The 15,325-nt window shown below is 65.8% G+C and carries 12 protein-coding genes; 4 read left to right on the top strand and 8 right to left on the bottom strand.

The window, feature by feature from the left end:
* Positions 1-191 precede the first annotated feature (191 nt).
* Complete coding sequence (locus AC07U4_RS18295; protein WP_495196404.1) at positions 192-1,889, top strand: type IV secretion system DNA-binding domain-containing protein; 1,698 nt, start codon at positions 192-194, stop codon at positions 1,887-1,889.
* Complete coding sequence (gene mobF / locus AC07U4_RS18290; protein WP_495196403.1) at positions 1,890-4,658, top strand: MobF family relaxase; 2,769 nt, start codon at positions 1,890-1,892, stop codon at positions 4,656-4,658.
* Here the strand turns inward: mobF and AC07U4_RS18285 are convergent, their stop codons facing one another.
* From AC07U4_RS18285 to AC07U4_RS18275, 3 genes are read right to left on the bottom strand one after another with little or no spacing between them, the layout of a single operon-like run.
* Positions 4,659-5,072 (bottom strand): hypothetical protein, encoded by a 414-nt coding sequence (locus tag AC07U4_RS18285; RefSeq protein WP_495196402.1) that lies wholly within the window; start codon positions 5,070-5,072, stop codon positions 4,659-4,661.
* Between the two features lie 5 nt (positions 5,073-5,077).
* Entirely contained in the window at positions 5,078-5,542 is a 465-nt protein-coding gene (locus AC07U4_RS18280) for a hypothetical protein (RefSeq protein WP_495196401.1), read from the bottom strand.
* A gap of 9 nt (positions 5,543-5,551) precedes the next feature.
* Positions 5,552-6,355: a DUF4198 domain-containing protein gene (locus tag AC07U4_RS18275; protein ID WP_495196400.1), complete on the bottom strand. Its 804-nt coding sequence runs from the start codon at positions 6,353-6,355 to the stop codon at positions 5,552-5,554.
* A gap of 77 nt (positions 6,356-6,432) precedes the next feature.
* On the opposite strand from AC07U4_RS18275, the gene AC07U4_RS18270 reads away from it, so the two are divergent.
* Both AC07U4_RS18270 and AC07U4_RS18265 read left to right on the top strand, forming a co-directional pair.
* The gene (locus AC07U4_RS18270) at positions 6,433-8,745 is read left to right on the top strand and encodes a TonB-dependent hemoglobin/transferrin/lactoferrin family receptor (RefSeq protein ID WP_495196399.1); all 2,313 of its coding nucleotides are present in this window, start codon (positions 6,433-6,435) and stop codon (positions 8,743-8,745) included.
* An 11-nt stretch (positions 8,746-8,756) separates the two neighbouring features.
* A complete protein-coding gene (locus AC07U4_RS18265) occupies positions 8,757-9,734 on the top strand; it encodes a DUF6607 family protein (RefSeq protein ID WP_495196398.1) in 978 nt (325 codons plus the stop codon).
* A gap of 154 nt (positions 9,735-9,888) precedes the next feature.
* On the opposite strand, the gene AC07U4_RS18260 is transcribed toward AC07U4_RS18265, so the two are convergent.
* The 5 genes from AC07U4_RS18260 to AC07U4_RS18240 form a co-directional block, all read right to left on the bottom strand.
* Positions 9,889-11,232: a transposase gene (locus tag AC07U4_RS18260; RefSeq protein WP_495196397.1), complete on the bottom strand. Its 1,344-nt coding sequence runs from the start codon at positions 11,230-11,232 to the stop codon at positions 9,889-9,891.
* A gap of 110 nt (positions 11,233-11,342) precedes the next feature.
* Positions 11,343-11,825: a c-type cytochrome gene (locus tag AC07U4_RS18255; RefSeq protein ID WP_055817270.1), complete on the bottom strand. Its 483-nt coding sequence runs from the start codon at positions 11,823-11,825 to the stop codon at positions 11,343-11,345.
* 12 nt (positions 11,826-11,837) lie between these two features.
* Positions 11,838-13,073 carry a molybdopterin-dependent oxidoreductase gene (locus tag AC07U4_RS18250; RefSeq protein ID WP_495196396.1) on the bottom strand — a complete coding sequence of 412 codons (1,236 nt, stop codon included), beginning with the start codon at positions 13,071-13,073 and terminating at the stop codon, positions 11,838-11,840.
* An 89-nt stretch (positions 13,074-13,162) separates the two neighbouring features.
* Positions 13,163-14,314 carry a TDT family transporter gene (locus tag AC07U4_RS18245; protein ID WP_495196395.1) on the bottom strand — a complete coding sequence of 384 codons (1,152 nt, stop codon included), beginning with the start codon at positions 14,312-14,314 and terminating at the stop codon, positions 13,163-13,165.
* Complete coding sequence (locus AC07U4_RS18240; protein ID WP_056626652.1) at positions 14,311-15,183, bottom strand: LysR family transcriptional regulator; 873 nt, start codon at positions 15,181-15,183, stop codon at positions 14,311-14,313. Before AC07U4_RS18240 ends, AC07U4_RS18245 begins: the two co-directional genes overlap by 4 nt.
* Positions 15,184-15,325 lie beyond the last annotated feature (142 nt).

The following is a 15,325-nucleotide window of genomic DNA, read 5'->3' as shown; positions in this document are numbered from 1 at the left end:
GAGGAAGCCGGTAGCAGCGCGTTATCGGTGCGACGGGGGCGCTGGCATGTCCATGAAGGTTCGACACGATGGCTAGCCGGGCCGAAACGCTCTCCCGCGGTCAGGCGAGTCGCAATCGGCATTGGGCGGGGATCAATGCCCGTGCCCAGGTGGCAGCGCTCCTGTTCCTCCTTTGCGCTGGCGTCGGCGCCGTGGCCGGTTGGAAGACCGCACCCGACCTAACCCGGCGCGCGGCAGCGCTGTACCTGAAGGTGCAAGGTGCCGAGTTGCTGCACCCCTTCGATCGTAATCTGCACACCTATGCCGCCGGAATGCGGGTCAACATCCGTGATCAGATCCTCGACCCCGACAGCCCTGCCGCCCGTGGCTTCAAGCGGCTGCTATGGCGGATGGGCTTCTTTGCGTTCTTGTGCGGCATCGCGGTCGGTATGCCGCTCTACCGATGGCGTCGCGGGGCCTGGCTGAAGGAAGGCGAGCGCGCCGGCCGCGACCGGACGGTGCGCGGCGCCGAGCGGGTGGAGGCGGCGCAGCTTGCCCGCATGGTCCGGATCGCTCCCGCCGAGCGGCCGGTGACGATCGGGGGCGTGCCCGTGCCCGAAGGCGAGGAGGCACGGCATTTCCTGTTCGCCGGCGCCACCGGCACCGGCAAGACGACCGCGATCTGGGCATTGCTCGATCAGGTAGAGCGACGCGGGCAGCATGCGTTCGTGCACGACGTGGATGGAGGCTATGTCGCGCGCTACTATCGGCCCGAGCGTGGCGACCTGATCCTCAACCCGTTCGACGCCCGCTGCGCTTACTGGAACCCGTTCGATGACGTGCGCTCGCCTTCCGACGCCGACCGGCTGGCCGGGTTCATCGTCGCCAAGCCGGGCGGCAACGCGACCGGTGACGACGTGTGGTACGATCAGGCCCGGCTTGTCGTCGCGGCCGTCATCCGGCGATTGTGGGAGCAGGGCAGGGGCAATGTTCCCGAGCTGACCCGTGCGCTGCGCGATATGACGCCCGACGAGCTGGCGGTATTGACCAAGGGCACCGAGGCCGCGCGCGTGTTCCAGAAGGATGCCGACAAGGCGACCGCGAGCGTGCTGTTCTGCCTCGCCGAGGCAGCCAAGATTGTCGGCACGCTGAAGCCGGCGCCGGAGGACGGGCAGAAGATCAGCTTCGATGACTTCTATGCGGGCCTGCCCACCGTCGAGGGCGCGAAGCCGTGGATATTCCTCGCCTCACGCAAGCGCAATTTCGCCGCGGCGAAACCGCTGCTCGGCTGCTGGCTCGATTGTGCGGTCGCCGCGATCTTGGACCGGCCGATCCGCGGAGCACCGCGTGCATGGCTGGTGCTGGACGAGCTGCCCGCGTTGCCGCGCGCATCGGGACTGCTCACGCTGCTGCCCGAAGGGCGCAAGTTCGGTGCAGCGGTGGTGATCGCCTTCCAGGCGATCGGCCAGCTTCGCGACACCTATGGGCAGAATGCCGCGGGCACGATCGTCGGCCAGGCCGGCACTCAGCTCGTCATGCGGCTGGGCGATCCCGAGAGCACCAAATGGGCGACCGAGCTGCTCGGCCGCTCGGAGATCGAGGAGCACCGTTCCTCCGCCTCGCTCGACAGCGATGCCTGGAGCGACAAGGGATCGCTATCGACCATGCGCGCGACCAAGCAGATCGTGCTCGACAGCGAAATCGGCGATCTACCGCCGCTGACCGGCTTCCTGCGCATGTCCAGCCTGCCGATCGCGCGCGTCTCGATCGACCGTGCGCATATGGAACGCGCCGACATCGCCGAGCCGACCGTGCCGTTGGCGGTATCGTCGACGCGGCCGATCACCGCCCCGTCGTCGATGGCTGTGCCCGAGCCGGCAACGGATCGCACCGCGGGCGGAGCATTGTAGGTGGTCGCCAGCGTTGCCGGACTGAAGAGTGCAGGCCAAGCGGCGAGCTACTACGAGTCCGACGATTACTATTCCGAAGGCGGCGAGGCGCCGAGCGCGTGGTTCGGCGAGGGCGCAAAGGCGCTCGGGCTGGAGGGTGAGGTCGACCGTGCCGCCTTCAAACGGGGCCTGGAGGGCGATTTGCCGAACGGCCAGCAGCTCGGCACCGTCCGTAACGGCGAGCGCGAACATCGACCGGGGTGGGACATGACGTTTTCCGCGCCGAAATCGGTGTCGATCATGGCCGAGGTCGCCGGCGATCGGCGTCTGATCGCGGCGCATGACCAGGCGGTGAAGACCGCGCTCGCCTATGTCGAGCGGCACGGCGCCGCTACCCGTATCCGTACCGGTGGTGATATCCGCACCGTCGAGACCGGCAAGCTGGCGGTGGCGACCTTCCGCCACAACACCAGCCGCGAGCAGGACCCGCAGCTCCACAGCCATTCGGTCATCCTCAACGCTACCCAGGACAAGGATGGGAGCTGGCGCAGCGTCGAGAGCCTGGCCTTCTATCGCATCTACAAGGATGCGGGCGCGGTCTACCGGCAAGCGCTGGCGCAAGGGGCGCGTGAGCTTGGCTATGGTCTGCGCGAAACCAGGGGATCGATGTTCGAGCTGGCCGCGGTGCCCGAGGCCGCGATCAAGGAGTTCAGCGCCCGTGGCAACCAGGTGGAGGCGGCCCTGGCGGAGCGTGGCAAGACCCGCGCCGATGCCACCGCGGCCGAGAAGGCGACGCTGACCCTTGCCACCCGTCAGGCCAAGCAGGAGATCCCGCGCGAGGCGCTGGTGCCGGGCTGGCGCGAACAGGCCGATGGGATCGGCTTCGGCGCGGCCGAGCGGACGGCCGCCATCGCCGAAAGCGAGGCGCGTGCCGCCAGGATGCCGGTCCGCAATCTGGCCGATACCGGCCGTGCCGAAGCCGCAGCCTTGCTGGCGGTGGCAGCCGCGGCACGTCAGCTATCCGAGCGCGAGGCGGTGTTCGGCGCCGCGGCGCTGGAGGCGCGCGCCGGTGAGCACGCAGGCGGCCGGGCCAGCGCAACCGAGATCGCCGCGGCGGTGGACAGGGCGCGTGCAGGCGGTGAGCTGGTCGGCCGGGATCGCGGGGCGGCGGGGCAGGGGTTCACCACGCGCGAGGCGGTCGCGACCGAGCGCCGGATGCTGGCGATCGAGCACAGCGCACGTGGCGCTGCCGACACGCCGCACGATCGGCAGGAGGCGGCGCGCATCGTCACAACTGCGGCATTCTTCGCGGAGGCGCGGGGGCACAAGTGGACGGAAGGCCAGCAGTCGGCGACGATCGGGCTGCTGACGGGGCAGGACCGGGTAGCGGGCGTGCAGGGCTATGCCGGCACCGCCAAGACCACCACCGTGCTCGCTACCTACGCGGAAGGGATGCGCAGCGCCGGCTATGAGGTCCGTGCCTTTGCACCCACGGCGGCCGCGGCGAGCGTGCTGAGCGATGCGATCGGGGCGAAGGGCGAGACGGTCGCCAGGGCGGTGCTGACCGGCGAGCAGATCGTGACCGAGGCGAGCCGGGGCCGCGAGGCGTGGATCGTCGACGAGGCGTCGATGGTGAGCGCACGCGACATGGCGCGGGTGCTGGGCATGGCTGAGCGGGCGAATGCGCGCGTGGTGCTGGTCGGTGACGTGAAGCAGCTTGGGTCGGTGGAGGCGGGGCGGGCGTTCGGCCAGCTTCAGGACGCCGGCATGAAGACGTTCGTGCTCGACAGGATCGTTCGTCAGGAGAACGACCTGACCCGCGAGGCGGTGCAGGCAACGATCGCCGGCGACGGCCGGCGGGCGTTGGAAGCGCTGGACCGCGGCGGGGGCAAGGTCGCCGAGATCGCCGACGCCGGCGATCGACGTACCGTCATCGCGCGTGACTATGCCGCGCTTTCTCCGGACCAGCGCGCCCGCACGCTGGTGATGGATACGACGCGGGAAGGGCGCGAGCTGCTGACCCAGGCGATCCGGGCCGAGTTGCGCAGAGACGGCACGCTCAGCGGCGAGACGATCAGCGCGACTACGTTGGAGAGCAGGGGGCTGACCCGCGAGGAGACGCGGCACGCGCGCAACTACGAGGCCGGCGACGTGGTGACGTTCCGGCGCGACTATGAGCGGCATGGGATCGAGAAGGGGCAGGCCTACCGGATCGCGCGCATCGATCGGGATGCCAACCGTATCGAGCTACAGACCCGTGAGGGTCGGGCGATCGACTGGCGGCTCGACAAATGGGGACGTGGGCAGTCGGAAAGCTTCGCCGAGGTCACGCGCGAGTTCACAGCCGGCGACCGGATACAGTTCACCCGTAATGACCGCGAAGTAGGACGTGTGAACGGGGCGACCGCGGCGGTGGTCGGGATCGATGCCGAAAAGCGGATGCTGACCGCGATCGATGCGCGCGGGCGCGAGCATACGTTGAGCCTCGATCATGCCGGTGACAGGCATGTCCGGCACGGCTGGGTTGGTACCGTGCACGGCAGCCAGGGCGCGACCGCCGATCGGTCGATGACGCATCTGGAGAGCTTCCGCGCGAACACCGTGGACGCGAAATCCGCCTATGTGGCGATCAGCCGGGCCAAGCAGCATGCGGCAATCTACACCGACAGCAAGGAGAAGCTGGCCGACGCTATCGAGATGCGGACCGGCGAGCGGCAGGCTGCTATCGTATCTACGCGATCGGCGGAGCAAAGTGGCATCCAGAAGGGCCGTGGCCTAGGATTGGGATGATCATCTGGTTTCACGACGCAGTGCGCTGCCAACCTGGAATGCTGCACCGGTCAGCTGAACAGCCATGTCGTCGCTGACGAGGGCAGCAGCAATGGAGATCATTCGTGGCTCATTATTTCGCGCAGCGGCGAACAAATGAACCATCCTCGCCTCGTCGTCGGTCATGTTCGAGCAGCATAAGGGCGCAAACCGCATCGTGCCGTAACCGTGCCGATCAACGAGGGTCATGGCGCAAAGGAAAGCCAGCAATGCATCTTCGACATGGCGGGTGGTAAAGCCGCTCCGCAACATTGCTTGAGCACAGCGTCCGTTGCGAACGGCGAAAACCCATGTTCGAACGGCGGACAGGACAAACACATCGTCATCGCCCAGATCGGATACGCGTCGGTCGAGATAGTCGTAGAGCGAGGGCATGTCCGTCAGGCTGTGGTGATGAGTGGAAAGGGACAGCCTGCATCGCCAGCAAACGCCAGGCGGGTCTTTAGCGGGATGATGTTCCCGCATAAGCGTCTGACGCTCAGAACGGCCCAGGCCAGCGCTCCAGGCAACCCGTGAGGAATATCCGGTGTGCCGGTACCGGGAGTGGTTGGCAAACGGACAGCGAGCAATCGAAGGATCGCCCGTTCGTCGCAGCTCATGGAACGCGCGCAGCAGCATTCGGTGATCAGGCATCGCCCGAGCACGGCCTCGGTCGATTGAAAAACGCTTGCCAGCGCGACGCTTCCCTCAGGTGGGATATGCATAGTTCGGCCCAGTGAGACGAGGCTAGATAGCTGGTAGCCATTGTCCTCATGGTCGCGCATCGCGCCATAGCGGCGCAATAGCCGGATCACGGTCCGTTCTCCGTCGCTAACGGATGGTTCGATGCGTTCCATGAAGGCCATATCGCATCCTCACCCGGCTTCAAACGCCAGTGTCGTGGTGAAGCTGGCGTAACCGCCCGCCACTGCCGGTGTGGCGGTGCGATAGCGCACTAGCATCAGATAGCGTCCCGCGTCGGGCGGCGTCAGCGCAACCTTTCCCGTACTGTCGCTGGTTGCTGTGCCGACCTCCTTCCGGCCGTCGTACAGGCCCGCCTCGCGGAACAACGTTACTGTCTGGCCGGGGAGCGGTTTGCCGTCATACAGGATGACGAACCCGGCCGCGGTTTGCGGGCCGAACCCGGTGGGATCACCTAGCGGCTGGATTTCCAGCGCCTTGCCCCGGGGTGCGAGCGCGCCTCGCGGACCGGGGCGGCCGCGGAGGACGTAGGCGTCCGCCATAGTCATGCTGCGTACTTCCACAAGCGTCGCATTTGGCGGGGGATTCGTCCCTTCACCTATCATCACCCAGTCATTCCCCTTCCGGTACATTTTACCCGATCGTCCGGTGCGCTGGCCCGATGAAAGCCGGTAAATACCGTCCCCCGGTAGCGTCGCCTCCGCGATCGTCCGGTCACCTGCCAGTGCCGCAGGGGCTAGAAGTGTTGTTTTTCCATCGGGCGCAGTGATCTCGAACGGCGCGTCACGCATGGCTACCTCGGGACGAAAGGCGTCTTCAGTGAATGACGCCTCCAGCGTGATCTGCGCGCGGGTACCGAGATCGAACTGGGCGGGCAGTATGTATGGCATGTGGCCAGATGCTGCAGTCGACATCGATACGAACGCAAGTATCGACAGCGTCGATCCCAACCTCGTCATTTCGACCATATGCTTCATTCCAGCCCTTCCAGATCGCAGGCTTGCTAACGCTAGTGACTCGCATTAACGGATGATGGCGAGAAGGGGAAGTACGAATGATATCCGAACATCTGCTGCGCGGCGTTGCCGTCGCGGCCCTGAACCTCTGCGTCCTGCCGACCGCGACTGTAGCCCAGACGGTCGTCCAGCCTGTCGCAGGTGCGGACGATCGCATCGAGGACTATGAAGGGGAGGGTGCGAGCGGCGACCGGGTGATTACGGTCACGGCCACGCGCGGCGAGAAGCGGGCGGAGGATGTGCCGCAGACGGTCTCTGTCATTAATGCCGCCACGATCAACGACCGGCTGGTGACGGACGTGAAGGATCTGGTCCGCTACGAACCCGGCGTCGCTGTACGACGCGCGCCCGCACGGTTCACGGCAGCGGGTTCATCGACCGGCCGGGACCGCGACAGCGGTTTCAACATCCGCGGCCTGGAGGGCAACCGCGTCCTCATCACCGTCGATGGCGTGCGCGTGCCCGATGCCTTCAGCTTCGGCGCGCAATCGGTCGGCCGTGGCGATTACGTCGACCTCGACCTGCTGAAGTCCGTCGAGATCCTTCGTGGCCCGGCGTCCGCGCTGTACGGCAGCGATGGCGTGGCAGGCGCGGTCAGCTTCATCACCAAGGACCCGCAAGATTTCCTGCGTGGCGACAGGCTGGTCGGCGGAGGCGCGCGGGTCGGCTTCGACTCATCGGACGACAGCTGGACCAAGGGCTTCGTCGTCGCCGGGAAGCAAGACGACCTCCAGGCGATGGTCGCCTATACCCGTCGCGACGGTCACGAGCTGGAGAACAAGGGGACCAACGACAGCGCCAACACCGATCGTACCACGCCGAACCCGCAGGACATCGCATCCAACGCGCTACTGGGCCGGCTCGTCTGGTCGCCAAGCGACGCCAGCCGGGTACGACTGACCTACGAACGCTTCGATTCCGTGGTGGAGACGAACGTGCTGAGCGCGATCACCAAGCCTCCCGCTACGGGTGCACTGTCGACGACAGCGGTATTGGGCCTCCAGGCGCGCGACACCACGGCACGCGACCGCGGCACGATCGACTATCGCTACGTCGGCGACGGGATCGTCAGCGGCGTGCGTGCCGCGGCCTATTACCAGAAGAGCGGGACCGTGCAGACCGGCTGGGAAGATCGGGTCGGCACCGACCGCATCCGCATCAACCGGTTCGACAACGAGGTCCATGGCGGCACGCTGCAACTGGAGAGCAGGGCCGTGACCGGCCCGGCCACGCACCTGTTCGCCTATGGTGCCGATTATTCGAAGACGCGGCAGACGGGCGTGCGCGACGGCACGGTGCCGCCCGCGGGTGAGACTTATCCTACCCGTGCCTTTCCCACCACCGACTACGAGCTGATCGGCGTGTTCGCGCAGGACGAGATCGCGATCGGCGACGGGTTGCTGACGCTGTTCCCGGCGATCCGTTATGACCATTACCGGCTCGACCCGAAGAACGATCCGCTGTTCACTACCTTCAGCCCACGTGGGCAGAGCGGATCGCGGGTGACGCCGCGCATCGGGGCAGTAGCGAGGCTGACGGACGGCATTCGGCTGTTCGCCAGTTACGGGCAGGGCTTCAAACCGCCCGAGCCCAACCAGATCAACAACGGCTTTGCCAATATCGTCGCCAATTACCGTTCGATCCCCAACCCTGACCTGAAACCGGAGACGAGCAAGAGCATCGAGGGGGGCGTGCGCCTGAGCGGTACTCGCTGGTCGCTGAGCGGCACGGCATTCAGTAGCCGGTTTCGCAACTTCATCGACCAGGTGCAGGTGTCGGGGGCGTTCACGGCCGCCAATCCGGCGGTCTACCAATACATCAATCGCGGTCGTGTGAAGATCGAAGGGCTGGAAGCGAGGGGCGAGGCGCGACTGCCGATTGGCTTGGGCGTACGCGCAGCCGCTTCCTACGCCAAGGGCACGATGCGTACCGATGGTGTCGCCGACGCGCAGCCGCTTGACAGCGTGGAGCCGGTCAAGGTCGTCGCCGGCCTGTTCTACCAGCCGGATGACGGCCCGTTCCGCGCCGAGTTCATCGCGACGCATTCCGCCGGCAAGAACCTGTCGGACACCAACAACAGCTGCAACGTCGCCCCGCGGCCGGGGACGGCGACCATGCCGGCAACGCCAGGGACATCGTGCTTCACGCCGAACGGCTTCTGGGTGTTCGACGCCACCGCCTCCCTGCGCATCCGGGATGGTGCGACGATCAGGGTGGGTGTCTTCAACATCACCGACAAGCGCTACTTCTGGTGGAGCGACGTGCGCGGTCTCACCTCCACGTCGATAGTCCGTGATGCCTATTCGCAACCGGGCCGCAATGCCGGCGCCTCCTTGTCCCTCGTCTTTTGAGGTCTGACCCCATGAACCGTTCGTATATCATGTTCGTCGGAGTAGGCCTCGCCACGCTGACGGTGCCGCCTGTTCTCGCGCAGACTGCTTCGTCCCCGGCCGCCATGGCGCAATATGGAGACCGAGCCCGTGACCATGCCGCCATCCTGACAATGGCTGGAACCTTCAAGGTTACCTTCGACATGCGTGAGACGACGTCGCTGGTTGCCGGTTACACGCCCTATCCGGCTAAGGTCAGCGGCGGGCACGAGGTGGTGCGTGCAATCGTCGATACGCCGGATCATATCGTCCTCCAGCACTTGCTGGTCGTAGACGACGGCAACGGCAAGACGATGGTCGTCAAGCACTGGCGACAGGACTGGACTTGGCAGCCGTCCACCGTGCTGGTCTACGTCGGTCCTGGCCGCTGGACTTTGCGCACTGTGCCGGAGGCGGAGCGACGCGGCGCCTGGTCGCAGACAGTGTGGCAGACCGATGATTCCCCGCGCTACGGCGGTATCGGCCGCTGGCGCTACGATGATGGCGCCACGCGCTGGACCAGCGACGAAACTCGCCGGCCGCTTGCGCGCCGCGATGCTACCCGGCATCCGCCCTACGACCATTATATTGGAACGAACCGTCATGTGCTGACGCCTGTCGGATGGGTGCATGAACAGGACAACGCAAAGATCGGTACGAAGGACGGTCGCTCAGCGACGTTCGTCCACGAATATGTCGTCAATACCTACGTCCCTGCCACGGACTTTCCGATCAAGGTCGCAGATGATTATTGGGCAAAGACCAAAGGTTATTGGGCGTCGGTCCGTGCCGATTGGAATGTCGCGATCCGCCGCCAATCGGGTCTCGCGCTGAGCGAGGTCGCCGATGTCGGTTCGTCGACTACGCACGAATTGATGCTGCTGGCGGAAGACATCGTTTCCGCGGAGGCAACGTCCGCAGCGGCGAGTGCCGAAGCCACCGGTTTAATCCAAAAGGGCGCAAAACCATAAATCATGTAAGTCTGATGGCAGAAAGGTCTACCTTTCTGCTCGGACAAGCGGCCAGCCTGAGCGTCACAACCCCTCGAGACCGTTGAAAAAGGCCTGCGCCAAATCGGCGTGGCGGATGGCTGGTGACGCCGGACACCGGAAGATGCGCCGCGTATCAGGCCGGCGCGGCCTGCCGGGCGAGCAGCTGAAGGTTGTATGCCGCGGCGGCCATGGTGAACTCCTCGGCCGCTCCTGACAGGCCCCGCAGCTTGAGCGTTCGTAGCCCCAGGTTGCGTTTCAGGTGGCCGAACACGCGCTCGATCCGCTGTCTTCGACGCCGTGCGTGCACATAGGCGTCGGTGCCGGCAAGGGCGCGCACGGTATCGCGGGCTTCCTCGTTGACCAGCCGAGTGACACCCCGCTTCGGACCGATGGTGCATCGCGGCTTCAGCTCGCAGGCGGCGCAATCGGCCGGCCGGCTTCGGTAGACTCGCACCTGCTTGGCCCGGTTGATGCCGCAATAGCCGAGCAGCTTGTCCGCCGGACAGCGGTAGGCATCCGCTTCCCAGTCGTAGCGGAAGGCATCCCGGGTGAAGAAGGCGTCCCGCTGGCGGGTCCGGTCGATGATCGGGATGTATGGCGTGATGTTCCGATCGATCAGCCAGCCGAGCAGCGGACCGCTACCATACGCCTTGTCGGCCGAGAGACTGGCGGGTTCGATGCCCAGCCTGATGCCGGCGCGTGACACCAGTGTCCGGGTCGCCGCCACCTCGGCTGCGAAGCGGGCAGGCGTCGCCTCCACGTCGAGGATGCAGTCGGTGTCGAGGTCGAGCAGGGGGTTGATGGCGTATGCGTAGCGCGCCGGTCCGTGCTTGCAGGTGAGCGCCGCCTGCGGGTCGGTCGGCGAGATGCTGGTCGGATCGACGGACACAGGTTCATCGGGATTTGGCGGCAACGCGGCATCGAGCGCCGCCAGATATTCGGCGACGGGTCGCGATATGCTTTCCCCGGCACGGAGCTCGTCTGCGGCGTCGGCCCCCTTCAGCCTCTTCTCGCGACTGGCGTCGGCCATGATCGTGCTGCCGTCCACCGCCAAGTCGCGCCCCGCTACCAGTCCGGCCGCGGCGCACCGCGCGACTACCTGCTCGAACAGCAGACGATGTAGGTCGCAGGCGCGGAAGCGGCCGTGCCGGTTCTTGGAGAAAGTCGAATGGTCGGGTACCCGGTCAGCCAGATCGAGCCGGCAGAACCAACGATAGGCGAGATTGAGGTGCACCTCCTCGCACAGGCGGCGTTCCGAGCGAATGCCGAACAGGTAGCCGATCAACAGCATCCTGAGCATCAGTTCCGGATCGATCGAGGGCCGCCCGCTCGTGCTATAGCTCGCCGCCAGCGCCTCGCGCACGAAGCCGAAGTCGAGCAGCCCGTCGATGCGTCGGAGCAGGTGGCCGGCCGGCACATGGTCGTCGAGCTGGAACCCGTAGAACAGTGCGCCCTGTGCCACCTGCCGACCCATCATGTCCGTGACCCCCTGCCGCCTTGCAGGAGTGAATCACGCCCTCGTCACCATCGCAAGCAGCCATTTTTCAACATTCTCGATGGTATTTCGGGATTATGGAAGGAGATCGGTTAGCCTGTTCCACCTGAGGCATCGGGAGCCGCCTTGGGGTCGGGATCCTGTGCCTTGCCTGTCGCGGGTGCCGCCTTGTGGCTCGGCATAGCGATGAGATAGGCGACGATCGCGTTGACGTCCTTCTCGGCCACCGGAGCCTTGTACACTTCGCGCATCTTGGTGACGGTCGCCTTCCACTGATCCGCCGATAGCGCAGGCTGGGTCAGCGCCATGCTGGCCGAGTGGCACGAAGTGCAGTTGGCGTTGATGACGTCGGCGTGCGGACCATCGGGGTAGGTAACGTCATCGACCGGCAGGTCGACGCTGGTCGAGGCGAGCGAAAAGCCGCGGGCTGAGACGCTGGTGGGCGGTGCCGGCTCGGATGTCTCGGAGATCGGGGCAGGCGCCTTGCGGCTGCTCGGCGCCCCGATCGAGACGAGGATAATACCGGTCAGGCCGATCAGGCCAGCGGCCATGATGCCGGTAGACGGGGTCTTCATGCTACTCGCTCCTCAGGCCGCGATGATGGTGGTGGTTTCGATGTTGCCGCGCATGAACCCGCCCGGGTTCCAGATCGGCTTCATCGGCTGGGCGACCCCATTGGTGTTCCAGCAGCGCACCATGATCGGGTTGGGACCGCGTCTCAGCGGCACGCGACCATCCCACCGACGGAAGCTGTACCTGCCCTCGTCCACTCCGAGCGTCGTCTTGTACCAAGTGCGCCCACCATCCGACGAGACATCGACCTTGGCGACGCCGCAATCGCCGCCCATCGCGATGCCGCCGACCGGGATCGACGCCTCATAGGCGATCGCCTGGCCATCGGGCAGGCTGGTCATCCAGCTGCGCGGGATCATGCGATTGATCGGCACGGTCGGGAAGTCCTTGGCACCGGGCGCGACATTCGCGCCGGGTGTCGCCGGTATCTTGTAGGCCTTGGCCATCCAATACTGGTCGTCAAGGCCGGGCAGTACCTCGATCGCGTTCAGCATCTTGACCCAGTAGGTCGAATACCAGCCCGGGACGATCAGCCGGCAGGGAAAGCCGTTGAGGAGCGGCAGCTGCTCGCCGTTCATGCCGAAGGCGATCATCACTTCGCCGTCGCGGGCATGGTCGATGTCGAGCGCCTTCTCGAAGTCAGGGGCGTCCGCCACAACCGGCTGATCGAGCGCGCCAAAGCGCACCTGTACCGCGCCTGCCTTGACCCCCGCGAGGTCCAGCACGTCGCGCAGGCGCACGCCGAGCCATTTGGCATTGCCCATCGCGCCGTTGCCCCATTGCGCGCCGGCGACCCGGGGCTGGAACAGCCCACGGCTGTTGCCCGAACACTGGTTGACCGCCGCCATCTCGACCCGCGGCAGGCGCAGCAGTTGGGCGAGGCTAATCGACAGCGGTCGGTTGACGTGGCCGAAGACGTTGAGGCGGAAGCTCTCGACGTCGATCGAGGTTGGAATGTCGGCCCAGTGCCAGCGAACGAAGAACTGGTCGTTGGGCGTGAACACCGACTTGTCGAACACGTCCATCGGCGTCTCCAACAGCGGAGGATGGATGCGTTGGAGGATCATGCTGCCCTTGCCAGGAAAGGCGCTGGTCATCGGCCGATCGGCATTGCCGCCAGGCAGCTTCAGGTCGACGAGCTGCTGCGCCAGCGCAGGTGCTGCGGCAAGGCCGGCGGTGCCGAGCGCCGTACGCCTGAGAAAGCGGCGACGGCTGGTTTCACTCGCCAGCGCGGCGTCAAAATTGTCCATGACAAGGCTCTCCTGTGGCCAGCCACGCTGGCGGTTCGAAGCGGCGTTCTGCAAGTGATCGGACCGATTGATCCGATCATCAGGGTGTATCAGTTCGGGGTAGCGATGCAGGGCGAGACGAACAGGTTGCCGCGCCATGCTCCGGCGAGTGTCTTGGCACCGACCAGCAGCCACATCGCCGCGAGCGCGACCGTCAGCACTGTGCCGACAATACCGAAGAAGCCTAGGTTCAGCGTCGTACCGAGGCGGAAGGTGGCGACGGTGTAGACGCCGAGCGGGAAGGTATAGCCCCACCAGCCAAGGTTGAATGGGACGCCGGCGCGCCAGTAGCGGATGGTGATGAGCGTCGCGAGCGCCAGCCACCACAGGCCGAAACCCCACAGACAGAGCCCGGCGACGACGCCGATCCCTTGCGCGACGGTACCGACACCGACCAGCCCATGCGCCGCGAGGATCGCCGGCGCATCCGCCCCAAGCACCAGCATACCCAGCGCCCCGGTGCCGATCGGCCCCAGCGCAAGCCAAGAGGATGCCGCCATGCTCTCGTGCGGGAGCTTGTGGAGCGCCATGCGCAGGATCAGGATAGCGAGGATGCCAAACGCGACCGGCACCGAATAGGCCCACAGCACGTAGGAAGTGGCGAGCGTCACGATCTGCGCGTGAGGATCGGTCAGATGCGGCGCGAGCAGCCCGCCGCTGGCACCCGCCACTTCCGCTGCGACGACCGGCAGCAGCCATACCGCAGTCATGCCGTCCAGGCTGTGCTCGTGGCGGGTAAACATCAGGTAGGGGATCAACACGCCGCAGGCGAGCGACATGGCGACGTCGATCCACCACAGGACGTGTGCGACCGGCACGATGCCGTTACCGAACCGCGCGATCCCGAAGGCGAGGCATCCGTTGATGATCGTCGCCAAGCCCATCGGAATGGTCCCGATGAACATTGACACGGTGTTGTGGCCGAAGATGCGCCGTGCCTCATGCCCGAACATCGCCCAGCGCGCGCCATAGAGACCGGCGAACAGGATGAAGAGCGCGATGTTGAAGAACCACAACACCTCGCCAATCGGTTTGAGCGCGGGGCCGATATTGGGCACCTGCGGCAGCGCGAGAGCGAGGATGCCGGTGCCCATCGTCGCGGCGAACCAGTTGGGTGTGAACTGGCGGATCATCTCGCGCGGGTGATCGAGCCTGCTTAGCGGCTTGAGGCCGGTCAGGGCCGAAGGTGAGTCGGCAGTCATGCGACCTGCTCCTTGATGAGGTCCGTCAGCGCGTCGGCCGCGCGGGTGCGATAGCGTTCCTTGTGGCGCAGCGCGTGGAAGGCGCGATCGGGTAACCCAAGCGGCAACTCGACCAGATCGCCGGCCTTGAGCGCGCGTGCGACGACCAATCGCGACAACACAGCGACGCCGGCACCGGCCTCGACCGCGGTACGCACCGCCTCGTTGGACGGCAGCGTCATCGCTACTGTCAGCTGGGCCGGATCAAACCCGCGCGTTCGCAGCACGTCCTCGAAGGTCGAGCGCGTGCCCGAACCCTGCTCGCGGACGATCCAGCGTGCAGCGCGAAGCCAGTCCTCGTCGACGCGCCCGGCGTCCTCATGGCCGACCAGCACCATCGGGTCACGCCCGACATTCCAGAGGGCGAGCGCCGGTTCGTCCACCTCGCCCTCGACGAAACCGAGCTCCGCCGCGCCGCTCAGGATCTGCGCTGCTGCACCTTCGGTGTTGTCGATCGCCAGTTCGACCGCGATCTGCGGGTGGCGTTCGTAGAAGGAGGCGAGCTTTGCCGGCAACCAGTAGCTCGCGATCGTCTGGCTTGCGACGATCCGCAACGAACCACGGGCAAGCCCGGCATAGTCCGCCAGCATCGTCTCGGCATGCGCTGCCCGCCCCAGCACTGCGCGCGCTTCCTCCAGAAAGCCGCGGCCTGCTTCGGTCAGCTGGATGCCACGCCCGACACGGTGAAACAGAGGAACCCCGTAGCGCGCTTCGAGGGCCGCGACCGCGCCGGAGGCAGCGGACTGCGTGACGTTCAGCACCTCCGCTGCCTTGGTGACGTGTTCGCGCTCGGCGACACCGACGAATATTCTGAGTTGCTCCAGGGTCATGCAGCTTATATCGCGCAATCTTATCGATACGACCAACCGTTTGATCCGTTTATTTCAATCTGGATATCGGAACGATCGGTAATCCTTCGTCTGCGATAGTCTTGAAGATTTGAAGCGATCCGCGCGCTTGCGGCGTTGGTTC

The sequence above is a fragment of the Sphingomonas sp. GW821-FHT02B09 genome, assembly GCF_059421875.1.
The sequence above is the reverse complement of the archived record's forward strand: the minus strand, read 5'-3'. Positions and strand labels throughout refer to the sequence as shown.